This is a genomic window from Kitasatospora sp. NPDC101108 (assembly GCF_055584725.1).
On record NZ_JBVJLM010000045.1, the window covers coordinates 1 to 22,159 of the forward strand.

General features: G+C 74.0%; 18 protein-coding genes. 11 read left to right on the plus strand and 7 right to left on the minus strand.

The features are described from left to right. Positions 1 to 122 precede the first annotated feature (122 nt). Genes ACZ6Z8_RS38745 through ACZ6Z8_RS38755 form a run of 3 tightly spaced genes read right to left on the minus strand, consistent with a single transcriptional unit; the run spans position 123 to position 3,108 of the window. The gene (locus ACZ6Z8_RS38745; protein ID WP_465614666.1) at positions 123 to 1,421 is read right to left on the minus strand and encodes a coenzyme F420-0:L-glutamate ligase; all 1,299 of its coding nucleotides are present in this window, start codon (positions 1,419 to 1,421) and stop codon (positions 123 to 125) included. Further along, positions 1,418 to 2,377 carry a 2-phospho-L-lactate transferase gene (gene cofD, locus ACZ6Z8_RS38750; RefSeq protein WP_465614667.1) on the minus strand — a complete coding sequence of 320 codons (960 nt, stop codon included), beginning with the start codon at positions 2,375 to 2,377 and terminating at the stop codon, positions 1,418 to 1,420. Before cofD ends, ACZ6Z8_RS38745 begins: the two co-directional genes overlap by 4 nt. Positions 2,378 to 2,418: 41 nt before the next feature. Next, positions 2,419 to 3,108, minus strand: a complete 690-nt coding sequence (locus ACZ6Z8_RS38755) for a cysteine dioxygenase (RefSeq protein ID WP_465614668.1) — start codon at positions 3,106 to 3,108, stop codon at positions 2,419 to 2,421. A 622-nt stretch (positions 3,109 to 3,730) separates the two neighbouring features. Here ACZ6Z8_RS38755 and ACZ6Z8_RS38760 point away from each other — a divergent pair. The 3 genes from ACZ6Z8_RS38760 (at position 3,731) to ACZ6Z8_RS38770 (ending at position 9,911) form a co-directional block, all read left to right on the plus strand. Continuing rightward, on the plus strand, positions 3,731 to 4,003 hold the full coding sequence (locus tag ACZ6Z8_RS38760) for a WhiB family transcriptional regulator (protein WP_030062195.1): 273 nt from the start codon (positions 3,731 to 3,733) through the stop codon (positions 4,001 to 4,003). Between the two features lie 247 nt (positions 4,004 to 4,250). Continuing rightward, complete coding sequence (locus ACZ6Z8_RS38765) at positions 4,251 to 8,165, plus strand: glycosyltransferase family 2 protein (RefSeq protein ID WP_465614669.1); 3,915 nt, start codon at positions 4,251 to 4,253, stop codon at positions 8,163 to 8,165. Positions 8,166 to 8,171: 6 nt separating this feature from the next. Next, the gene (locus ACZ6Z8_RS38770; protein WP_465614670.1) at positions 8,172 to 9,911 is read left to right on the plus strand and encodes a DUF5719 family protein; all 1,740 of its coding nucleotides are present in this window, start codon (positions 8,172 to 8,174) and stop codon (positions 9,909 to 9,911) included. Between the two features lie 35 nt (positions 9,912 to 9,946). Here the strand turns inward: ACZ6Z8_RS38770 and ACZ6Z8_RS38775 are convergent, their stop codons facing one another. After that, complete coding sequence (locus tag ACZ6Z8_RS38775; protein ID WP_380421087.1) at positions 9,947 to 10,399, minus strand: metallopeptidase family protein; 453 nt, start codon at positions 10,397 to 10,399, stop codon at positions 9,947 to 9,949. Between the two features lie 242 nt (positions 10,400 to 10,641). Between ACZ6Z8_RS38775 and ACZ6Z8_RS38780 the strand changes: the two genes are divergently transcribed. From ACZ6Z8_RS38780 to ahcY, 6 genes are all read left to right on the plus strand, one after another. After that, positions 10,642 to 11,007, plus strand: a complete 366-nt coding sequence (locus tag ACZ6Z8_RS38780) for a DUF3499 domain-containing protein (RefSeq protein ID WP_030289946.1) — start codon at positions 10,642 to 10,644, stop codon at positions 11,005 to 11,007. 147 nt (positions 11,008 to 11,154) lie between these two features. Continuing rightward, positions 11,155 to 12,540, plus strand: a complete 1,386-nt coding sequence (locus ACZ6Z8_RS38785; RefSeq protein ID WP_465614671.1) for a phosphomannomutase/phosphoglucomutase — start codon at positions 11,155 to 11,157, stop codon at positions 12,538 to 12,540. A gap of 144 nt (positions 12,541 to 12,684) precedes the next feature. Further along, a complete protein-coding gene (locus tag ACZ6Z8_RS38790) occupies positions 12,685 to 12,867 on the plus strand; it encodes a Trm112 family protein (RefSeq protein WP_030289948.1) in 183 nt (60 codons plus the stop codon). An 84-nt stretch (positions 12,868 to 12,951) separates the two neighbouring features. Further along, positions 12,952 to 14,196, plus strand: coding sequence for an SIS domain-containing protein (locus ACZ6Z8_RS38795; protein WP_465614677.1), 1,245 nt, complete (start codon positions 12,952 to 12,954; stop codon positions 14,194 to 14,196). A gap of 62 nt (positions 14,197 to 14,258) precedes the next feature. Then, positions 14,259 to 15,236 (plus strand): cation diffusion facilitator family transporter, encoded by a 978-nt coding sequence (locus ACZ6Z8_RS38800; RefSeq protein WP_465614672.1) that lies wholly within the window; start codon positions 14,259 to 14,261, stop codon positions 15,234 to 15,236. Between the two features lie 396 nt (positions 15,237 to 15,632). Next, on the plus strand, positions 15,633 to 17,081 hold the full coding sequence (gene ahcY / locus ACZ6Z8_RS38805; protein WP_402829847.1) for an adenosylhomocysteinase: 1,449 nt from the start codon (positions 15,633 to 15,635) through the stop codon (positions 17,079 to 17,081). 66 nt (positions 17,082 to 17,147) lie between these two features. On the opposite strand, the gene ACZ6Z8_RS38810 is transcribed toward ahcY, so the two are convergent. After that, entirely contained in the window at positions 17,148 to 18,215 is a 1,068-nt protein-coding gene (locus tag ACZ6Z8_RS38810; protein WP_465614673.1) for a hypothetical protein, read from the minus strand. Next, the gene (locus ACZ6Z8_RS38815; protein ID WP_465614674.1) at positions 18,212 to 18,724 is read right to left on the minus strand and encodes a SigE family RNA polymerase sigma factor; all 513 of its coding nucleotides are present in this window, start codon (positions 18,722 to 18,724) and stop codon (positions 18,212 to 18,214) included. The genes ACZ6Z8_RS38810 and ACZ6Z8_RS38815 overlap by 4 nt, the downstream gene beginning before the upstream one ends. A 109-nt stretch (positions 18,725 to 18,833) precedes the next feature. Here ACZ6Z8_RS38815 and ACZ6Z8_RS38820 point away from each other — a divergent pair, with 109 nt between their 5' ends. After that, positions 18,834 to 19,463 (plus strand): hypothetical protein, encoded by a 630-nt coding sequence (locus tag ACZ6Z8_RS38820; RefSeq protein ID WP_402829854.1) that lies wholly within the window; start codon positions 18,834 to 18,836, stop codon positions 19,461 to 19,463. 27 nt (positions 19,464 to 19,490) lie between these two features. On the opposite strand, the gene ACZ6Z8_RS38825 is transcribed toward ACZ6Z8_RS38820, so the two are convergent. After that, entirely contained in the window at positions 19,491 to 20,501 is a 1,011-nt protein-coding gene (locus ACZ6Z8_RS38825; protein WP_465614675.1) for an RDD family protein, read from the minus strand. A 243-nt stretch (positions 20,502 to 20,744) separates the two neighbouring features. On the opposite strand from ACZ6Z8_RS38825, the gene ACZ6Z8_RS38830 reads away from it, so the two are divergent. Then, positions 20,745 to 21,749: a stage II sporulation protein M gene (locus ACZ6Z8_RS38830; RefSeq protein WP_465614676.1), complete on the plus strand. Its 1,005-nt coding sequence runs from the start codon at positions 20,745 to 20,747 to the stop codon at positions 21,747 to 21,749. Positions 21,750 to 22,159 lie beyond the last annotated feature (410 nt).

Genomic DNA, 22,159 nt, shown 5'->3' on the forward strand with positions numbered 1-22,159 from the left:
ACCAGCACCCCACCCACAGAGTCGGCAGTCTGAAAATCACCCAGCCCCCGGAGCGCCCACCCCCGGAACCGCCCCCGGCGTCACCCACCCTCCCGAGAGCCCCCCGACCACCCCCAACCCCCCTACCGCACCTCGACGAACGCCTCCACCCCCCGAGCCCCCCGCTCCCGCGGAGCCTCCGCCGGCCGCCCCACCGCGACGGCCCCCATCGGGTCCCAGCCCTCCGGCAGCTCCAGCACCTCCCGGACGGTGTCGCGGCAGAACATCGTCGACGACACCCACGCGGAGCCGTACCCCTCGCCGGTCAGCGCGACCAGCAGGTTCTGCACCGCCGCACCGACGGCCACCGTGAACATCTCCCGCTCCGCCGCGGCCCGCCGCGGATCCGGGTAGTCGTGCGAGCCGTCCATCACCAGGCATGGCACCACCAGGTACGGCGCGTCCCGCAGCACGTTGCCCCGGGCGGTGCGCCGGGCGATCCGGGCCTCGTCCCAGCCGTCGAGTTCGCGCAGGTCGCGCTGCCAGGCGCCGAGCATGGCGTCGAGCAGCCGGACCCGGGTCTCGGCGGACTCCAGCAGCACGAAGCGCCAGGGCGTGGTGTGGTGCGGCGCGGGCGCGGTGACCGCGGCGGCCACCGCGCGCCGGACGGCGGCCGGGTCGACCGGGTCGGCGGTGAAGGAGCGGACGGTGCGCCGCAGGGTGACGGCCTGGCGCAGTGCCTCGGAGGTGCCGAGCCGGAACATGTCGTCGGCGGCGGGCCGCACCAGCGGTCGGGTGCCGGCGCCGTCCTCGGTGGTGACCAGGTGTCCGAGGCCGCGCACGATCGCGACCGGGACGCCGGTGGCCTTGCCCTTCACCAGGTCGGCGGCGGCGGCGAGTTCGTCGGCGGTCGCGGTGACGGTGAGCACCAGCTCGTTGCCGTGGCTGTCGGTGCGCCCGCGGTGGTCCTCCAGCACGGACAGCCCGGCGGCGCCGATCGCGACGTCGGTGAGCCCGTTGCGCCAGGGCCGTCCGAAGGTGTCGGTGACGACGACGGCGAGCCGGCGCCCCGTCAGCTGCTGGAGCCTGGCGCGCAGCGCCCGCGCGGAGGCGTCCGGGTCCTCGGGCAGCAGCAGGACGGTCCCGGGGGCGGTGTTGGAGGCGTCGACCCCGGCGGCGGCCATGACGAAGCCGTTGCGGTTCTCGACGATCCGCGCCGGTCCGCGCCGGGCGACCACCCGGACGGTCTCGGCGTCGATCGCGGCGTCACGGTCGGCGGCGTGCAGCAGCCGGCCCTCGGCCTTGCTGACGATCTTCGAGGTCACCAGCAGGATGTCGCCGTCCAGGTACGTCCCGGCCTTGGCGATCAGTCCGGCGAGGTCCGCCCCCGCGTCGACCTCGGGAATCCCCTCGACCCCCAGGACCTCCAGCGCCGGGGTCACTTCCGTACCTGCTCGGCGAGAGCCAACGCGGTCCGGGCCATCTCCGCGGTGGCCTCGACGTCGGTCATCAGCAGCGGGACGGCCCGGCAGGCGATCCCGGCGGCCTCGACCGCGGCGACGGCCTTCTCGTCGGCGGTGTCCACCAGCCAGCCGTCGATCAGGTCGGGCCCGTAGTTGAGCGCGACCGCCTCGGCGGTGGCCTCGACGCCGACGGCGGCGAGCACCTTGTCGGCCATGCCCCGCACCGGGGCCCCGCCGATGATCGGGGAGAGCCCGACGACCGGCGCCGGGGAGGCGGCGACGGCCTCCCGGATGCCGGGGACGGCGAGGATGGTGCCGATCGAGACGACCGGGTTGGACGGCGGGAAGAGGATGACGTCGGCCTCGGCGAGGGCCTCCAGCACGCCGGGCGCGGGCTCGGCGGTGTCCGCGCCGACCGGGATGATCGCCTCGGCGTCGACGGCGGCGTGCAGCTTGACCCAGTACTCCTGGAAGTGGACCGCCCGGGTGCCCTGCTCGTCGGTGATCCGCACGTGGGTCTCGACCCGGTCGTCGCTCATCGGCAGCAGCCGCACGCCCGGGTTCCAGCGCACGCACAGCGCCTCGGTGACCTGGCTGAGGCTGTACCCGGCGTTGAGCATCTGGCTGCGGACGAGGTGGGTGGCGAAGTCCCGGTCGCCGAGCCCGAACCACTCGGGGCCGACGCCGTACTCCTTCATCTCGGCCTTGATCGACCAGGTCTCGTCGGTCCGGCCCCAGCCCTGCTCCTCGTTGATCCCGCCGCCGAGGGTGTACATCACGGTGTCGAGGTCGGGGCAGACCTTGAGGCCGTAGAGGTGGATGTCGTCACCGGTGTTGCCGATGACGGTGATCTCGTCCTGCGGTCCGACCGCCGCGAGGAGTCCGCGCAGGAAGCGCGCCCCGCCGATTCCGCCTGCCAGTGCCACGATGCGCATGGGGTCATCCTGCCACGGTCGGACTCTTCGTCAGGCCGTGCTCAACGCTGCTCGGCCTGCTCCCGCTGGTGTTGTTCGGGGACGTTCGTGGCGGTGGCGGCGCCGTACTGGTTCATCTCGGTCAGGCCCGGGGTGTAGAGGTGGATGGAGACGGCGGGTTCGAGAGCGCCGTTGACCATCTCGTGCAGGTAGCCGGAGGAGAACACCCGCTGCCCGCCGGGGCGCAGGGTGCGGGCGGCTGAGCCGCTGGGGGTTCCCCCGGCCGAAGGCTGGGGGAGGGTGAGGGAGCGTTCGATCAGCTCGCCGCGGACCACGGTCATCACGCCGGAGGACTCGCCGTGGTCGTGGAAGCCGCTGCTCTGGCCGGGCAGCCAGCTGAGCAGCCAGACCTCGTAGCCGGGGCCGGTCTCCAGCCGGGCGTACCAGCGGGTGAGCGCGTCGTAGCGGACCAGTGGCTCCCAGCGGGCGCGGTCGGCGGCGATCTCGCGGACCAGCCGGGCGTACCCGGCGACGGTGGTGGGGTGGCCGGGCAGGTCGGTGCGGGCGAGATGGGGGAAGGCGAGCGGGTCGCCGGCGATGGAGACGTCGCTGAGCCCGTCCGCCCAGCGGGGTCCGTCCGTGCGGGGCACGGCGGGGGAGAGGCTCCCCCGGCCCGGCGGCTGGGAGGTGATCCCAAGGCGGGCGAGCTTGTTGCGGTCGCGGTTCCGCTTGCGGATGCGGATCATGCGCACGGTGGTCGTCCTCGGATGGGTCGGCTGGTTCGGGGAGCAGCCGGATCCGGGATGTCCTGGGGCGGGAATCGCGGGCGGCCTCTGTGCTTCCTGGGGGGCGGCGCGCGGTGGGACGCGGGCGCCTAGATACAGCAGGAACAGAGGCGACAACAGGAGTTCACGGCACGGCGGAGCGTGGAACCGCTCCGGGGGCTGGCGAACTCTGACATAGGGGAAAGGAGACCGCATCCGCGGGGGCGGTGTCAAACCGGAGGATGCGGCATTCGAGTGGATTAGGTCGGGATCTTTCCCGGATGGGGTGATTCATCACTCTCTATGTTTCGATGGGAAGATCGCCGGGAAGGGAGGCCGATGACCGGCCTGTGACGGTGACCGAGCCTCATTTCACGAGTGGTTGCGGACGTTTCGATGTTGTCCAGGGCTTTCAGGCTGAAGGTCCGATGTGTCCGAATATGTACACTATTCGTAACGGCTTGGTGCCAGTGAGTGAATCCCGGCCTCAATACCAGAGCTCGGCTTGACTGGGCCAGAGTGACGCAACTGTAATTTCACTCGTGTCGTCAGCCGCACGAGGCAACGGCAACCACGGGGACGCCAAGTAGGGGCAGAGGAGGCGCGCCACATGAGCGAGCTCTTTGAGCTGTTGATCGGGGACGGCATCGCGGAGGACGAGGAGGAACTCGGTTGGCAGGAGCGCGCGTTGTGCGCCCAGACCGACCCGGAGTCCTTCTTCCCCGAGAAGGGCGGCTCGACCCGCGAGGCCAAGAAGGTCTGCCTCGCCTGCGAGGTCCGCTCGGAATGCCTGGAGTACGCGCTCGCCAATGACGAGCGTTTCGGCATCTGGGGCGGCCTCTCGGAGCGCGAGCGCCGTCGGCTCAAGAAGAGCGCCGTCTGAGCGGGGAGGCCCCCGGCCCCCGCTGACCCTCCGCCAACCGCGGACCGCCACACAGTTGTACGAGCGCCTCACCGCGACGGTGGGGCGCTTTCGCGTTCCCGGCCCGCTTCCACCGCTCCCGGCCCCTTCTTCACCGCCTCCGCACCGGCACCGCGCACGAGGCGGCCGCCGGGAGCCGTTAGTGTGGTGCGCCATCCGGTTGCCGTTCACCGGCTGTGTCCACCGAGAACTGGGGCCCGCGCACTCGATGACCGTCTACAGCCACCAGAGCGGCTTCACCGCTGCCAGGCCGCCCGCCTACCCGCGTCACCTGGTCACCGCGGTGATCGTCTCGCACGACGGCGCCCGCTGGCTGCCGCAGGCCCTGGCCGGCCTGCTCGGCCAGGACCGCCAGGTCCAGCGGATCCTCGCGGTCGACACCGGATCCACCGACAACTCCCCGCAGCTGCTCGCCGACACCCTCGCCGACTGGCTGCCCGAGAGCGGCCCGCTGGTGCTCGGCCGCCGGGCCGGCTTCGGCACCGCCGTCGCCGAGGCCGTCTCCGGGGCCGCGCCGCTGCGCCCCGAGGACCTCCCGTACCGGCTCGACCCCTCGGGCTACGACCCGGTCACCGGCGGCTGGGACGACTTCGGCGACCCGCTCGCCCAGGAGGACGACCTCGGCCGCGGCGGCCCGCGCGAGACCCAGCCGGTCGAATGGCTCTGGCTGCTGCACGACGACTGCGAGCCGCAGACCGACGCGCTGCGCCGCCTCCTCCAGGTCGCCGACTCCACCCCGAGCGCCGGCGTGATCGGCCCCAAGCTGCGCAGCTGGTACGACCGCCGCCAGCTGCTGGAGGTCGGCGTCACCATCGCCCGCTCCGGCCGCCGCTGGACCGGCCTCGACCGCCGCGAGCAGGACCAGGGCCAGCACGACCAGGTCCGTCCGGTGCTCGCCGTCTCCAGCGCGGGCATGCTGGTGCGCCGGGACGTCTTCGAGGAGCTCGGCGGCTTCGACAAGGCCCTCCCGCTGATGCGGGACGACACCGACTTCTGCTGGCGGGTCAACGCCGCCGGCCACCGCGTGGTGGTCGCCCCCGAGGCGGTGCTGCGGCACGCCGAGGCGGCCAGTCGCGAGCGCCGGGCGATCGACTGCGGCCCCGCCCACCCGCACCGGGTGGACAAGGCCGGCGCCGTCTACACCCTGCTCGCCAACTGCAGGGGCGCGCTCTTCCCGTACGTGCTGCTGCGCCTGGTGCTCGGCACCCTGGTGCGCGCCGTCACCAACCTGCTCGGCAAGGACCCCCGCCAGGCGGTCGACGAACTGGCCGGGCTCGGTCACGAACTCGTACGCCTCCCAAGGCTGTTGGTCGCCCGCAAGCACCGCGCCCGGACCAGGGCGGCGGACGCCCTGGACGACCGCACGCTGTTCCCGGCCCCCGGCGCGACCACCCGGCTCGCCGTCGAGGGCGTGATCGGCTCGCTCGGGATAGGGGGCGCCGACGACTCCGGCAGCCGCCACGGCTCGGTCGAGGCCGGCGGCGACGAGGACGGCGAGGACCTCGTCGTCGAGCAGTTCGCGCTGGTCAAGAAGCTGGCCCGGCGCCCCGCGCCGGTGCTGTTCGCCGCCCTGCTGGTGTTCGCCCTGATCGCCTGCCGCAGCCTGCTCGGCGGCGGCGAGCTGTTCGGCGGCGCCCTGCTGCCCGCCTCCGACGGCGCGGGCGGCCTCTGGTCGATGTACGCGGACGCCTGGCACCCGATCGGCACCGGCTCCACCGCCGCCGCCCCGCCGTACCTCGGCGTGCTCGCGGTGCTCTCCTGGCTGCTGTTCGGCCACGCCGACCTCGCGCTCACCCTGCTGGTGGTGCTCACCGTCCCGCTGGCCGCCGTCAGCGCCTACCTGGTGTCCCGGCCGCTGCTGGACTCCAAGCTGGTCCGCGCCTGGGCCAGCGCCACCTACGCGCTGCTGCCCGCCGCGACCGGGGCGCTCGCCCAGGGCCGGATCGGCACCGCCGTCCTCGCCGTGCTGCTGCCGCCGCTGGCCCGCGCCGCCGCGATCGCGGCCGGCCTCGGCATCCGCCAGGAGAGCGCCGCCAAGGGCGCCCGCCCCGGCTGGCGGCCGGTCTGGATGACCGTCCTGATGCTCACCCTGGCCACCGCCTTCGTCCCGCTGACCTGGGCGCTCGCCGTGCCGCTGTGCCTGGCGACGCTGGTCGTCGCGGTGCTGCGCGGCGGCGCCTTCGGCTCCGGCGGTACGGCCCTGCGGCTGCTCGGGCTGCGCGTCCTGGTGATCCTCGCGGTGCCGGTCGCGGTACTCGCCCCCTGGTCGCTGAAGGTGCTGTCGCACCCGCAGTGGCTGCTGCTGGAGGCCGGGCTGCCCGGGCTGCACGGCGCCGGGGCGAGCGCGGCCGGCCTGCTGCTGGTCAACCCGGGCGGCGCCGGGGTGCCGCCGGTCTGGCTCTCCGCCGGTGTCGTCCTGGCCGCGCTGGCCGCACTGCTGCGCGCCGACCGGCGCCGCGCGGTGCTCGCCGCCTGGGGCGCGGCCGGCGCCGGCCTGCTCTTCGCGGTCGCGGTGGCGGGCACCTCCGTCACCCCGGCCTCCGGCGGCCCGGCGGTGCCCGCCTGGGCCGGCCCGGCCACCCTGATCGCCGGGATCGCCCTGCTCGCCGCCGCCGCGATCGGCGCCGACGGCGCCAACGCCCGCGTCGCCGGGATCGCCTTCGGCTGGCGCCAGCCGGTGGCCGCCCTGGTGGTGGCCGCCGCCGTGCTGGCCCCGCTGGGCACCGGCCTGTGGTGGGCGCTGACCGGCGCCGGCGGTCCGCTGCACCGCGCCGACGGCGGCCAGGTGCCCGCCTTCATCGCCGAGGAGGCCGGCACCACCGACCGGGCCCGCACCCTCGTCGTCACCGGGCAGAAGGGCGCCGTCCGCTACACCGTGCTGCGCGGCGCGGGCCTGACCCTCGGCCAGGCGGAGTCCACCGTCGACCCGGCCACCGGCACCCAGGACGGCCTGAACAAGACGGTCGGCAACCTGCTGGCCGGCTCCGGCGCCGACCAGGCGAACGCGCTGGCCGGCTACGGCATCGCCTACGTGCTGGTCGAGCGCCAGGCCGTCAACGCCTTCAAGGACGTCCTGGACGCCACCCCCGGCCTGGTCAAGGCCAACCAGGCGGCCGACACCGCGCTCTGGCAGGTCAACGGCGCCCCCGCGGTGCGCGCGGTGATCACCGCCCCGGGCACCGCCCCGGTGGTCGTCCCGGCCGGGGTCCGCGACCTCTCCGCCACCGTTCCGGCCGGTTCGGACGGCCGGGTGCTGCGGCTCGCCGAGTCCGCCGCCCCCGAGTGGAAGGCCACCGTGAACGGCACCGCCCTGGAGCCCACCACGGTCGACGGCTGGGCGCAGGGCTTCAAGCTCCCGGCCGGCGGCGGCAAGCTGAGCGTCACCCGCGAGGACAGCCTCGTCCACACCGGCTGGATCTGGGCCCAGGTGCTGCTCGGCCTCACCATCCTGGTGCTGGCCCTGCCCGGCCGCCGCAGCCACAAGGACGACGACCTGCCCGAGGAGGTGGTGGCCGCCGCCGCGCTGGCCGCCGCCGCCCAGGCGCAGGCCCCCGCCCCCGGCAGCCGCCGGGCCCGCCGGATGGCCGAGCGCGGCGAGGGCGGCGAGCCCGGCGCCGAGGAGCCCGGGGTGTACGAGGGCCGGCCGGGTGCGGTCCCGGCGCAGCCCGCCGGAGAGCCGGTGACCGGGGCGGTCCAGGCGGCCGCCGCCGTCCAGGAGACCGAGCCGTACACCGACCCGTACCAGACGTACCAGCAGGCCGACCCGTACAGCTACGACCAGTACCCGGCCCAGCAGCCCGCGGCCGCGCCCTACGGCGGCCAGGGGTACGACGGCCAGACGTACGACGGCCGGCAGCAGGCGTACCCGCAGCAGGGCTACGAGCAGCAGGGCCACGAGCAGCACGGCCACGAGCAGCACGGCCACGAGCAGCAGGGCTACGAGCAGCAGGGCTACGAGCAGTACCCGCAGGGGCAGTACGGCTACGACCCCTACCAGCAGCAGCCCCAGCAGGCCTGGCTGCCGGGCCAGCAGGGCGAGCCGTACTACGACCCCAACGACCCGGGCGGCACCGGCCACTCCCCTGCGCACCACCCTCCGCACCAGCACGGATCGGGGAACTGACCCGCGATGAAGAAGCCCGCTTTCAGGAAGAAGTCCGGCGCCGGGTTCGAGGAGGCCTTCGAGCCCGCGGCCGTCGAGCCGGCCGGGGCCGCGGAGCCCGGCCGCCCGGCGGTCGAGCTCCCCGGCCGCTCCGCCGGGAGGACCACCCGGTCCCTGCTGGCCGCGGCCGTGGTGCTGGCCGCGGTCCTCGGGATCGCCGAGGTGCGCCCGCCGGCCGGCCCGGCCAAGGCGGACGCCGGGGGCGCCCCCAGCACCGCCCAGGTGGAGCGGACCGCGGCGGTCTGCCCGCAGCCGTTCCAGGGCCTGACCGGCTCGACCACGCTCACCGCCTACACCCCGCCCGGCACCGGCTCCGGCACCAGCACCGGCTCCGCCACCGGCGGCGCGGGCTGGCTCTCCGACCAGTCCGCCCCCGCCACCCCGCCGACCGCCGCCCCCTCGGCCCCGGCCTCCGCGGCGCCGAGCGGATCGCCCAGCGGGTCGCCCGGTGCGGCCCCGAGCGGCTCGGCGACCCCGGCCCCGGACAAGAACGCCGCGCCCACCGACGCCAAGCTGACCGTGACCAAGCCCGGAACCCCGGCCACCGGCCCGGCCACCAACGGTGACGCCGCGCCCGGCACCGGGGCCGTCGCCACCGGCGCGCTCGCCCCCGGCTTCACCGTCACCCAGACCACCGTGGTCACCGAGCAGCGCGGCCTGGGCCTGTCCGGCCTGACCTGCACCCCGGAGAACACCGGCTTCTGGTTCGCCGGGGCCAGCACGGCCGGCGACCGGGTCGACTACCTCAGCCTGGTCAACCCCGAGTCCTCCGCCGCCGTGGTCGACATCCAGCTGTACGGCGACAAGGGCCTGATCGACAACGACGCCGCCAACGGCATCACCGTCGCCCCCGGCAGCTCGCAGTCCGTCCTGCTGTCGACCCTCAGCAAGGGCGCCGTCACCGACCTCGCCGTGCACGTGGTGGTCCGCTCCGGGCGGGTCGGCGCCGCGCTGCACGCCGCCGACGGCTCCAAGGGCGCCGACTGGATCCCCGCCTCGGCCGATCCGGCCCCCACCCAGGTGCTGCCCGGTCTGCCCGCCGACACCTCCGCGGCCCGCCTGGTGGTCTGGGCGCCGACGGACGACGACGCCGACCTGAAGATCCAGCTCTCCGGCAAGAACGGGTGGTTCACCCCGGCCGGCAACGAGTCGATCCACGTCAAGGCGGGCATGGTGGCCGCCGTGGACCTCGGCAAGGTCACCCGGGACGAGGTCGCCGGGCTGCGGCTGTCGCCCAGCGACGACAAGCACGCCGTCCCGGTCGTGGCCGGCCTGCGGGTCGACCGCACGGGCGGCAACGGCAAGAGCGACGCGGCCTGGCTCACCGGCAGCAACCCGGTCGGCGCCCGCGCCACCGTCGCCGACAACCGGGCCGGCGCCTCCACGCTGTTCCTGACCTCCACCGGCGACGCCGCCACCGTCAAGGTCACCGCCTCGGCCGGCAGCGGCGGCGGCACCCCGGCGACCAAGGAGGTCCAGCTCCCGGCCGGCGGCACGGTCGCCATCCCGGCGCCCGAGCCCGCGGGGCTGAACGGGGTCTTCGCGCTCACCGTGGAGACCGAGTCCGGCGGCCCGGTGGTCGCCGCCCGGATGCTCTCCGTCCCCAACAAGGACGTGCCGATGTTCACCGTCCAGGCGCTGCGCGACGACCACAGCACCGTCCAGGTCCCGCAGGCCGCCCAGGACCCGGGCGTCGTACTGCGCTGACCCGCCTTCCGGGGCCCTGCGGGGCCCCGGAAGGGTCAGTCCTCGTCGTAGCGCGGGTCGATGGCGTCCGGGGACAGCCCCAGCAGCTCGGCCACCTGCTCGATCAGGATCTCGTGCACCAGCGCCGCCCGGTCCTCCCGGGTCTTCGCCCGGATCTCCACCGGCCGCCGGTACACCACGATCTGGCTCTTGCGGCCCTTCTCGCCGGGGGACACCCGGCCCAGCGGCACGCCGTCCTCGGCGTCGGCGCCGTCCGCCTCGTGCAGCGGCACCTCCTGCACGGCGAACTCCACCTCGATCAGCTGCGGCCACCGCCGCTCCAGCCGCTCCACCGACTCGCGCACGTAGTCGTCGAACAGTTCGGAGCGGGTGAGCGAGATCGGCACCTGGGGCGGCGCCAGCGGGCCGCGCAGCCCCCTGCCGTGCCGGTCGCGGTGCCGGGGGCGGCGCGAGGGGCCTGTCGATGACTGCGGTGCGGAGCTGTCCATATCACTGCCGAGAGTAGTCCTTGGCGGGTCGGAAGTGGACCACTCCGACGGGGGAATCGCCGGGGCGACGGCGCGTGCCCGGACGGCCCGGAGCGAGCGGGGCGGCGGGAGCCGAACGGCGCGCCGAGGGCGCCCCCGGGCCCGGCCGGGACGTTCGCTCGGGCGCGCGGACCGCGACACGGCACCCCCACCGGGCAGGCGGTCTTCGCTCCCCGGCGGGGAGTGCGGTACCGTCCACCCTCGTGAGCTCTGTACGTCGTTGTTCGCGGACCGCGTGCGGCCGACCGGCCGTCGCGACGCTGACGTACGTCTACGCGGACTCCACCGCCGTGCTGGGCCCGCTCGCCACCTACGCCGAGCCGCACTGCTACGACCTGTGCGCCGAGCACGCCGAGCGGCTCACCGCCCCGCGCGGCTGGGAGGTCGTCCGGCTCGCCGCCGAGGCCGGGCCGCTGCGCCGCAGCAGCGACGACCTGGAGGCCCTCGCCAACGCCGTCCGCGAGGCCGCCCGCCCGCAGACCCCCCGTCAGGGACGCGGCCCCGAGGGCGAGTCCACCGAGGGCGGCCGCCGCGGCCACCTCCGGGTGCTGCGCTCGCCCGACAACTAGGGCCTGTCCGGCGGACCCCGCCACCCTCACCCGGCACGATGCGTTCGCCCGGCCCGGGTACGCTGCCCGTCTGACCTCACCGCGCCCCGTCGACCGGACGGGCGGGTGGCCGACACATCGATCAGACAGAACCAGGGTGGAGCCGCAGTGCGCGACCTCAAGCAGCTCGTGAAGGCGTACGACGTCCGAGGCGTCGTCCCGGACCAGTGGGACGAGAGCCTGTCCCGGGCCTTCGGCGCCGCGTTCGTGCAGGTCACCGGCGCGTCCGCGATCGTGGTCGGCCACGACATGCGGCCTTCCTCCCCGTCGCTCAGCCGGGCCTTCGCCGAGGGCGCGGCGGCCTACGGCGCCGACGTGGTGCAGATCGGCCTCTGCTCGACCGACCAGCTCTACTACGCCAGCGGCAAGCTCGACCTGCCCGGCGCGATGTTCACCGCGAGCCACAACCCGGCTCAGTACAACGGCATCAAGCTCTGCCGGGCCGGTGCCGCCCCGGTCGGCCAGGACACCGGCCTGTCCGAGATCCGCGAGCTGGTCGAGTCCTGGACCGCCGAGGACGACACCGTCACCGTCCCGGCCCGCGACGTGGAGCCCGGCGCGCTCTCCGAGCAGGAGACCCTGCGCGGCTACGCCGACCACCTGCTGGGCCTGGTCGACCTCACCGCGATCCGCCCGCTGAAGGTCGCCGTGGACGCCGGCAACGGCATGGGCGGCCACACCGTGCCGACCGTCTTCGACGGCCTGCCGATCGAGCTCGTCCCGATGTACTTCGAGCTGGACGGCACCTTCCCCAACCACGAGGCCAACCCGCTCGACCCGAAGAACCTGGTCGACCTCCAGGCCAAGGTCCGCGAGGTCGGCGCCGACATCGGCCTGGCCTTCGACGGCGACGCCGACCGCTGCTTCGTCGTCGACGAGCGCGGCGAGCCGGTCTCCCCGTCCGCGATCACCGCCCTGGTCGCCGCCCGCGAGATCGCCCGCGCCAAGGCCGCCGGCGAGGCCGAGCCGACGATCATCCACAACCTGATCACCTCCTGGACCGTCCCCGAGGTGGTCCGCGAGCTCGGCGCCACCCCGGTGCGCACCCGGGTCGGCCACTCCTTCATCAAGCAGGAGATGGCCGTCACCGACGCCGTCTTCGGCGGCGAGCACTCCGCGCACTACTACTTCCGCGACTTCTGGCGCGCCGACACCGGCATGCTGGCCGCGCTGCACGTGCTGGCCGCGCTCGGCGGCCAGGAGCGCACCCTGTCCGAGCTGACCGCCGAGTACGACCGCTACGCCGCCTCCGGCGAGATCAACAGCACCGTCGCCGACCAGGCCGCCAGCACCGCCGCCGTCCGCGCCGCCTACGCCGGCCTGGAGGGCACCACCGTGGACGAGCTGGACGGCCTCACCGTGGCCGGCCCGGACTGGTGGTTCAACCTGCGCGCCTCCAACACCGAGCCGCTGCTGCGCCTCAACGTCGAGGCCAAGGACCCGGCGCGGATGGCCGAGCTGCGCGACGGCGTGCTGGCCGTCGTCCGCGGCTGAGTCCCGCCGCCGTCCGGGGCCGGGCCCCCGCGCCCGTCCGCACTCCGGCGGAGCGCGCCTGACCGAAGCACGCGGTGCCCCGGCCGGTAGGGTTGCCTATCGGCCGGGGCACCTCCGTGCCACCACCGAACTTTGGAGAGCCCCATGAAGCTCGAATCCTTCCTGCTGGAGATCCTGGTCTGCCCGCAGTGCCGGGCCGCGCTCACCGAGGGCGGCACCGAGGAGCAGCCCGAGCTGGTCTGCACCGGCGCGGACTGCGGCCTCGCGTACCCGGTCCGCGAGGGCATTCCGGTCCTCCTGGTGGACGAGGCCCGCCGCCCGGCCTGATCCTGTTGGGGCGTGACGGACACGCCCCCGGGGCGCAAGCCCCACCCGCGCCCGCCGACCACAGGACTGCCGGAGGCCCGCCGCATGCTCGACGACACCCTGCTCGACGACCCGGCCGCCCTCCAGCGCGCCGACCGCGACCGCGCCCTGCTGGCCCTGGCCGGCGCCGGTGCCCGGGTCCGCACCGCGCTGCGGCAGGCCGACACGGCCGGTCTCGACCGGCTGCGCCCGGACGGCCGACCGCGCGCCGTCCTGGTCGCCGGTCACGGCAGCGCCCTGACGGCGGCCGAGATCCTCGCCGTGCTCGCCGGCTCCGCCACCCTGGTCACCCCGCTGCCGCCGACCGAGGCCGCCGCCCCGCGCGCCGACCGGGCCGGTGCCCCGCCCGCCTTCACCGCCGGGCTCGGCTGGCAGCTGCCCGGCTGGGCCGGCCCGCTCGACCTGCTGGTGGTCAGCTCCGCCGACGGCGGCGAGCAGGGCCTGATCAGTCTCGCCGAGCAGGCGTACGCGCGCGGCTGCGCCGTCGTGGTCACCGCCCCGGCGGACAGCCCGCTGGCCGAGGCCGCGCTGCAGGTACGCGCGCTGCCGTTGCCGTACGTCGCCGCGGTGCTGCCCGACGAGGGGCCGGCCGTCGCGCCGGCCGCCGAACCGGACCTGCCGGCCGAGGACCCGGCCGCGCTGTGGTCCCACCTGACCCCGCTGCTGGCGCTCGCCCAGAAGCTCGGCCTCACCCAGCTGCCGTACGACGCGCTGCCGGCCGTCGCCGACCTGCTGGACGCCACCGCCGTGCGCTGCCGCCCGGACGCCGCCGCCTACACCAACCCGGCGAAGGGGCTGGCCGCCCGCCTGGCCGGGACGGTCCCGCTGCTGTGGGCCGAGGGCCCGGTCGCCGGCGCGGCCGCCACCCGGTTCGCCGCCCAGCTGGCCGACCGGGCGGGCCGCCCGGCGCTCGCCGGGTCGCTGCCGCAGGTGCTCACCGCCCACCGCGGCATGTTCACCGGCCAGTTGGGCGCGGGCGCGGACCCGGACGACTTCTTCCGCGACCGGGTCGAGGAGCCCGACCCGCTGCACCTCCAAGTCCTGCTGCTGCGCCACGTCCCCGGCACCGGACCCTCGGAGGAGCAGGACGGCCCCGTCGAGGTGACGGAGGACGACGAGCGGCCGCGCACCTTCGGCGTCAGCCGGGCGCACCGGCTGGCCGCCGCCCACGAGGTACGGCTGACCGAGTACGCGAGCACCCTCCCGGACCAGCTGCACGCGCTGGCCGACCTGATCGCGCTGACCGACTTCGCCGCCGTCTACCTGGGGCTCGCCGCTGCGCAGTCCTGAGCGCTCTGCCGATAGGTTTGGGCGCGTGAGCGAGCGAGCCGTCGACGGGTGCGGGTGGGCGAATGAGTACTGAGGGCGGGACGAAGGCACTGGTGGCGGCGCTGTCCGCGAACCTGGCGATCGCGGCGGCGAAGTTCACCGCCTTCGGCTTCACCGGCTCCTCCTCGATGCTGGCCGAGGGCGTGCACTCGGTGGCCGACTCCGGCAACCAGGTGCTGCTGCTGATCGGCGGCAGGCGGGCGCGCCGGGCGGCGGACGAGGAGCACCCGTTCGGGTACGGGCGCGAGCGCTACGTCTACGGCTTCCTGGTGGCGATCGTGCTGTTCAGCGTCGGTGGCCTGTTCGCGGTCTACGAGGGCTGGCACAAGGTCAACCACCCCGAGGCACTGGAGTCCTGGGGCTGGGCGGTGGGCGTGCTGCTGTTCGCCATCGCGATGGAGGGCTGGTCCTTCCTCACCGCGGTGCGCGAGTCCGTCAAGGCCAAGGGCGGCCAGGGCTGGGTGCAGTACATCCGCACCGCCAAGGCGCCGGAGCTGCCGGTGGTGCTGCTGGAGGACACCGGCGCGCTGATCGGCCTGGTGCTGGCGCTGGGCGGCGTCTCGCTCACCGTGGCCACCGGCGACGGCGTCTGGGACGGCATCGGCACCCTGTGCATCGGCGTGCTGCTGGTGCTGATCGCCGTGGTCCTCGCGCTGGAGACCAAGTCGCTGCTGCTGGGCGAGTCCGCCGACAAGGAGTCGGTGCGGCGGATCCGGGCCGCGCTGGTGGACGGCGAGGCCGTCACCGGGGTGATCCACATGCGCACCCTGCACCTCGGGCCGGAGGAGCTGCTGGTCGCCGCCAAGATCGCCGTCAACGCGGAGGACAGCGCCGCCCGGGTGGCGGCGGCCATCGACGCGGCGGAGGAGAGGGTCCGCTCGGCCGTTCCGATCGCCCGGGCGATCTACCTGGAACCGGACGTCTACAGCGCCGAGAAGGCCGCCGCGGGCGAGGACCCGGCCGCCACCCCGGGTGGCCCCGGGCCGGCCGCGGCGCACTGACGCGCCGTCCGCCCGGCTCGCGGACGTGCACCCGGGCGGCACCCGGGCGGCACCCGACGGCACCCGTTCCGGTGCGCTCGGGCCGGGGTCGAGCGGCGGTCGGATCGGCGACCGAAATCGGTCATCCGCGGACGCCCGGTGGGGCCGCCGGTGTAGATTCGTCACCAGAGCCAGAACGTCGCTGCTGATGGCGGTCGATCGGCGGTCCGTGCCCCCAGGGTGTGCGCCGGTCGAGGGAGAGAGGTCCTCCGACGGTTTGTGCTGCGCAGCGGGGAACCGCGGTCCGCACCACCGGACCGGGTCGCCCCGGCGTCGCCGTGCACCCGGACGGCCCGCCATGCGCAACGCACATCCGGACCATGGCCCCGCCCCACCCCATCAGCGAGGAGCAGACGCATGTCGACCGACATCACCGGTGACTTCAAGGTCGCCGACCTTTCCCTGGCGCCGTTCGGCCGCAAGGAGATCCAGCTGGCCGAGCACGAGATGCCCGGCCTGATGGCGATCCGCGCCGAGTACGCCGAGGCGCAGCCGCTGGCCGGTGCCCGGATCACCGGCTCGCTGCACATGACCATCCAGACCGCCGTGCTGATCGAGACCCTGACGGCGCTCGGTGCCGAGGTCCGCTGGTGCTCCTGCAACATCTTCTCCACCCAGGACCACGCGGCCGCCGCCATCGCCGTCGGCCCGGAGGGCACCCCGGAGAACCCGCAGGGCGTGCCGGTCTTCGCCTGGAAGGGCGAGACCCTGGAGGAGTACTGGTGGTGCACCGAGCAGGCGCTGACCTGGCCTGACGGCAAGACCCCGAACATGATCCTGGACGACGGCGGCGACGCCACCCTGCTGATCCACAAGGGCGTCGAGTTCGAGAAGGCCGGTGCCGCTCCGGACCCGTCCACCGCGGACAACGACGAGTTCCGGATCATCCTGGAGCTGCTCAACCGCACCCTCAAGGACACCCCGAACAAGTGGACCGAGGTCGCCGCCACGATCAAGGGCGTGACCGAGGAGACCACCACCGGTGTCCACCGCCTGTACGAGATGCACCGTGACGGCCAGCTGCTGTTCCCGGCGATCAACGTCAACGACTCGGTCACCAAGTCGAAGTTCGACAACAAGTACGGCTGCCGCCACTCGCTCATCGACGGCATCAACCGCGCCACCGACGTCCTGATCGGCGGCAAGGTCGCGGTCGTCTGCGGCTACGGCGACGTCGGCAAGGGCTGCGCCGAGTCGCTGCGCGGCCAGGGCGCCCGCGTCATCGTCACCGAGATCGACCCGATCTGCGCGCTCCAGGCGGCGATGGACGGCTACCAGGTCGCGACCCTGGACGACGTCGTCGAGATCGCCGACATCTTCATCACGACCACGGGCAACAAGGACATCATCATGGCCTCGCACATGGCCCGGATGAAGCACCAGGCCATCGTGGGCAACATCGGCCACTTCGACAACGAGATCGACATGGCCGGCCTGGCCAAGCTCGACGGCATCGTGAAGACCGAGATCAAGCCGCAGGTCCACGAGTGGCGCAAGGCCGACGGCCGCACCATCATCGTCCTCTCCGAGGGCCGCCTGCTGAACCTGGGCAACGCGACCGGCCACCCGTCCTTCGTGATGTCCAACTCCTTCGCGAACCAGACGATCGCCCAGATCGAGCTGTTCACGAAGACCGAGCAGTACCCGATCGGCGTCTACGTGCTGCCGAAGCACCTGGACGAGAAGGTCGCCCGTCTGCACCTGGACGCGCTGGGCGTGAAGCTGACCACCCTGACCCAGGAGCAGGCCGACTACATCGGCGTCCCGGTCGAGGGCCCGTACAAGTCGGAGCAGTACCGCTACTGATGCGGTGACAGCACGACGCCGGTGGCCGGCACCCCCCGTGGGTGCCGGCCACCGGCGCGTCCGGACTCAGCGGATGACGTCGGTGGTCCAGGTGCCCCGGTCCGGGCCGAGCGCCGTGGTGTGGGCGAGCAGCCACGGCAGGCCGCCCAGCCGCTCCAGGGTGGCCGGCATGCCGGCCCCGGAGGCGATGGAGACCTCCACCCCGTTCTGCACGGTGACCAGCGGCGGATTCGGGTCCGTGTAGGGGGAGCCGTCCGTGCCGGTGAAGGTGGCGTGCGGCCCGTTCGGACGCATGCTGACCGAGACGTTCTTGCCGTCGAGCTGGAACATCACCCACAGGCTCCAGGCGCCCACTCCGTCGGTGTCCGGCACCGACAGCTGGACGTCAGTGGCCTTGAACGCCTCCGGCAGGCCGGTGAACCGGACCGGGAGCGGGACGTTCCAGCGACCGAACCTGACGTCCTGGGCGGCCCTGTGCAGCACTTCCTCGGTGACGTCCCCGGGGTTGCCGCCGTAGCCGGTGATCTCGGCCCAGCGCCCCGAGGCGGTCAGCCAGCGCAGCGTGGGCTGGGACGAGCCGGACCTGCGCTCGGGAACCGCCCAGTAGGCCGTCCGTCCGTCGACCGGCTCGGCGTCCACCCTGGTCAGCGCGGAACCGCCCTCGGTCATCGGGGGCTCCTCGCCGACCGGGTACTGCGAGAGCAGGATGCGCGGCGCGTTCTCACCGGCGCCGCGGGCCTCGGCGTGGATGCCGTGGTAGCCGGTCTCGTAGCCGATGCCCCGCTCGCCGCCGACCCAGTCGGGCAGCCAGCCGAAGTGGACCTCGGTGGTCAGCGGGTCGAAGCCGGTGGGCGTCGGGGACGCGGTCGGGGTGGCGGACGGCGAGGTGGTCGCGGTGGGGCCGACCGGCGGGGCGGGGGTGGCGGAGCCGCCTGCGGGCGCCAGCAACGTGGTGGCCGTGATCACCGCGGCGGTGACGACGGCGACGGCACCGACCACGGCGAGCCGGCGACGGCGCAGCCGGGTGGTGCCCTCGGCGACCGAGCGGCCGGCGTCGATCCGGGGCGGCGGCGCGGGCCCGTCGGCGATGGCCGTCAACCGGGCGGTCAGGTCGTCGTGATCCTTGGTGGTCATGGCGTCCTCTCGGCGGCGGTGGGACGGGGGACGAGGGTGCCGCGCAGCGTCTCCAGGGCACGGGAGCTCTGGCTCTTGACGTTGCCGGAGGAGCAGCCCAGGGTCTCGGCGGCCTGCTCGATCGACAGGTCGCAGTAGTACCGCAGCACCACGGTGGCCCGCTGCCGGGGCGGGAGGGCCGCGAGGGCCCGGCGCAGGTCGAGGGAGGCGTCCAGGTCCACGGCGCCGGCCACCCCTTCCGGACCGGCCTCGGAGCGGACGGTTCGGCGCCACCACGGGGAGCGCTGCTCCGCGAGGAAGGTGTTCACCAGCACCCGGCGGGCGTAGCCGTCCCGGTTCTCCATCCGCGAGGCCCGCGCCCAGTTCACGTACAGCTTGGTGATCGTCTCCTGGACCAGGTCGTCGGCCCGGTGCCAGTCCCCGCACAGCAGATAGGCGACCTTCCGCAGCCAGCCGCTCCTGGAGGCCACGTACTCCGTGAACTCCGCGTCGCGCGTCTGCTTCGCCATCCGCACCCCCTCTCGTCGTGACGACGGCGTCTCTCCCGCGCCGTCCACACCCCTAATGCGCGCACCACCCGCGAACGTTGCACGCGGACGCGCACGTAGGCTTTCGGGCATGCCCAATGGCCGGTACTCGCTCCACGACACCCATGACCACGTGCTGCTCGGCGAGGAACGTTTCAGCTGCGCGCCCGGAGCGGCCGGGTGGCGGTACGTGTCCAAGACCTACGCGCCGGACGGCCGGGTGCTCGGCAGCGTCGACCTGACGCTCGACTCGCGGGCCCGGCCGCTGCGCATGGAACTGCGGGCCGGTGGCTGGCAGGTGCGGGGCGGCGCGGTGGACGGGGTGGCCTGGGTCCGTACCGACGCGGCGGACCCGGGCGGCGAGCACGCGGTGGAGGGGCACGACCGGGCGCACGGCTTCACCGGGAGCTCGCCGGCCTTCCTGGTCGCCACCGCCCGGATGCTGCGGCTGCGGGAGGGGGCGAGCGCGCGGGTGCGGCTGGTGGCCTTCACCGAGCCGGTGCTGGCGCCGCGCACCTTCGACCAGGGGTGGCTGCTGGAGGGGGTGGACACCCACGGGACCGACTCGGGGCCGCTGGTGGTCGAGCGGTACCAGGTGGCGGACCTGGAGACGGGGGAGCAGCAGGTCGTGCACCTGGCGGGGGACGTGGTGCTGGCGGCGGCGGGGATCGAGCTTGAGGAGCTGGCGTCGCCGCCGAACGCCTGGACGGTGGGGGAGTGAGCGGAGTGGGGCGAGGCGCGGGTGGGCTCAGGCCGGCGGGGCGAAGCCTGCGTCGGGGGCGGGCTGCGCGGGCGGGGGCGGCAGCAAGGGTGCGGCGGGCTGCGCGGTCCGGGTGGGCTGCGCGGGCTTGGTGAAGGAGGGGGCGACGGCCGCGGCCGGGGCCGCCGGTACCGGCGCGGGCGCCGCGGGCATGCCGAGGACGCGGTACGGCCGGCCGTCGGGCATGACCGCCGGGTGCGGGGCCGGCGCATGGACGGGCGCCGCCGCCGCGTACTGCTGCTGGGCGCGCATCCACTCCCGGCGCTGGCGCTCGGTGAGCACCGCGCCCAGGTAGGCGGCCGGGTGGAGCCCGTGCGGCACCGGGTGTCCGATCCGGCCGGCCAGGTCCTCGGCCAGCCCGGCGGACATCCGGAAACTCACGCTCGCGTCCAACTGGCCGATCCGGCCCAGCAGTTGGCGACTGGCGAGCCAGAGCGGCTCGGGCACCGCAGAGAGGTCCATCGCGACCAGCTCGCGGCCCATGTCGTGCAGCAGCTGCGGGTGCACCATCGGCAGCGGGCCGGCGTGCCCGCCGACGCCCGGGGTGCGCTCGCGGATCACCACCGTCCCGGCGAAGATGTCGCCGAGCCGCTTGCCGTCCGTGTTCAGCGCGGAGGTGATCACGGCCGGGGCGCCGGTTATCGCGATCACCTCGAAGAAACCGACCAGCCCGCGCACCAGCGAGTGCCGGAACCGCACCGGCCCACCGTCGGTGCGCACGACCCGCAGGCCGAGCGCGGCCTTGCCGAGCGAGCGCCCGTGGGTGAGGGTCTCGATCATCACCGGCAGGGCGACCAGGAAGAACACCGTCATGCCGAGCATGGTGGCCGCGAGCGCCGCATTGTCGAGGTCGGCCAGGGCGACGCTCATCACCAGTGTGCAGATGAACAGGGCGGCGAACTCGACGAGCAGGTCGAGCACGATCGCCAGCGCCCTGCTCGGAAGCTTCGCCGTCTGCAGGTCGAGGACGACCGCCTCACCCGTCACCAGGTCGCTCAAGACACCTGTCCGTTCACGCTCACGCGGGACGGGGGGAGCGCGGTCCGATCGGCCCCCCACTGCCCGCTCTCCGCAGTCTGATCCGCAGCCGCAAACATACGGCGCCCGGTGGGCGCACGGGAAGTGAGATCCCGGCGGCCGAACCGGCGGCGTCTCCTGGCATGCTGGGCCCGCACGTGTCCGTACGTACCTGCCCGACCGCGCACGCGCGCCTCGCGCCATCGCCGACCATGGAGCCGCCGAATGGACCTGGACGTCTTCGTCGCCACCCACCAGGGGGAGTGGGCCCGGCTGGACGCCCTCGCCCGTAGGCGCCGGCTCAGCGGCGAGGAAGCCGACGAACTCGTCACCCTCTACCAGCGCGCCACCGGCCACCTCGCCAAGGTCCAGGCCGCCGCTCCGGACCCGGCCCTGGTCGGCCGGCTGACCGGGCTGGTCTCGCGGGCCCGCAGTGCGGTGACCGGCGCCCGGACCAACGGCTGGCAGGACGTCGCCCGCTACTACACGGTGAGCTTCCCGGCCGCGCTGTACCGCGCCCGCCGCTGGTGGGTGCCGGTGGCGGCCGTCTCGATGGCCGCCACCGTGCTGCTCGCCTGGTGGATGGCCACCCACCCCGAAGTCCGCAACAGCCTCATCGCCCCCGACGACCTGCGGGAGATGACCCGCCCCGGCGGCCAGTACGAGGCCTACTACTCGGACCGGCCGGCCAGTTCCTTCGCGGCCCAGGTCTGGACGAACAACGCCTGGATCGCCGTGCAGTGCCTGCTCTACGGGATCGCGCTGGGCATTCCCGTGCTCCTGGTGATGTGGACCAACGTGGTCAACCTGGGGGTGGGCATCGGACTGATGGCCTCCGCCGGGCGGCTCGACGTCTTCCTCGGCCTGCTCATCCCGCACGGCCTGCTGGAGCTGACCGCGGTCTTCGTGGCGGGCGGCCTCGGCCTGCGGCTCGGCTGGACCGTCATCGACCCCGGGCCGCGTACGCGCACGGTGGCGCTGGCGGAACAGGGCCGGTCGATCATCGGGATGTCGATCGGCCTGGCGACGGTGCTGGCGGTCTCCGGAGTGCTGGAAGCCTTCGTGACGCCGTCCGGCCTGCCGACCTGGGCCCGCATTTCCATCGGTGTGCTGGCCGAGGTTGCCTTCCTCCTGTACGCCCTGGTGCTCGGCCGGAAGGCCGCCGCGGGCGGAGAGTTCGGTGATGTGGACGCGGCCGACCGGGCGGACCTGCAGCCCGTCGCGGCCTGAGCCGATGTGATCAACAGGCCGCTGACCTGCTAGTCTTCTCGCATCCCGACCAAACCATTGACGTGGTGAGGGTGGGCTAGTAGGTTTGAACGGTTGGGAGCGACTGGACAACGGTCGGGCCCGGGCGTTAGTGTCTACGACACCGCCGAAATCGAGGCGAGCGTGTTTCACGAAATGCGCGCCCTCCGATGAAGCAAATCCCCCGGACTGAGCACACCGGAAGCTTTGATAAGCTTCTGAGCGAAGTTCGAAGGAAATCCCCCCAGCGGGAATCGGATGAATGAAACTCCGGAAAACGGAGCGGAAAACATCTGGTAAGCTGGAAACACGAAAGAACGAAGCGCCCGGAGGGCCCGCTGGAAGGCGGCCCGAAGGAAGCGTCCGTTCCTTGAGAACTCAACAGCGTGCCA

Coding starts and splice junctions, on each gene's coding strand:
- cofD (WP_465614667.1), bottom strand. CDS start 2,377: ATGCGCATCGTGGCACTGGCAGGCGGAATCGGCGGGGCGCGCTTCCTG.
- ACZ6Z8_RS38760 (WP_030062195.1), top strand. CDS start 3,731: ATGAGCGAGCTCTTTGAGCTGTTGATCGGGGACGGCATCGCGGAGGAC.
- ACZ6Z8_RS38765 (WP_465614669.1), top strand. CDS start 4,251: ATGACCGTCTACAGCCACCAGAGCGGCTTCACCGCTGCCAGGCCGCCC.
- ACZ6Z8_RS38770 (WP_465614670.1), top strand. CDS start 8,172: ATGAAGAAGCCCGCTTTCAGGAAGAAGTCCGGCGCCGGGTTCGAGGAG.
- ACZ6Z8_RS38775 (WP_380421087.1), bottom strand. CDS start 10,399: ATGGACAGCTCCGCACCGCAGTCATCGACAGGCCCCTCGCGCCGCCCC.
- ACZ6Z8_RS38790 (WP_030289948.1), top strand. CDS start 12,685: ATGAAGCTCGAATCCTTCCTGCTGGAGATCCTGGTCTGCCCGCAGTGC.
- ACZ6Z8_RS38795 (WP_465614677.1), top strand. CDS start 12,952: ATGCTCGACGACACCCTGCTCGACGACCCGGCCGCCCTCCAGCGCGCC.
- ACZ6Z8_RS38800 (WP_465614672.1), top strand. CDS start 14,259: ATGAGTACTGAGGGCGGGACGAAGGCACTGGTGGCGGCGCTGTCCGCG.
- ahcY (WP_402829847.1), top strand. CDS start 15,633: ATGTCGACCGACATCACCGGTGACTTCAAGGTCGCCGACCTTTCCCTG.
- ACZ6Z8_RS38810 (WP_465614673.1), bottom strand. CDS start 18,215: ATGACCACCAAGGATCACGACGACCTGACCGCCCGGTTGACGGCCATC.
- ACZ6Z8_RS38815 (WP_465614674.1), bottom strand. CDS start 18,724: ATGGCGAAGCAGACGCGCGACGCGGAGTTCACGGAGTACGTGGCCTCC.
- ACZ6Z8_RS38820 (WP_402829854.1), top strand. CDS start 18,834: ATGCCCAATGGCCGGTACTCGCTCCACGACACCCATGACCACGTGCTG.
- ACZ6Z8_RS38830 (WP_465614676.1), top strand. CDS start 20,745: ATGGACCTGGACGTCTTCGTCGCCACCCACCAGGGGGAGTGGGCCCGG.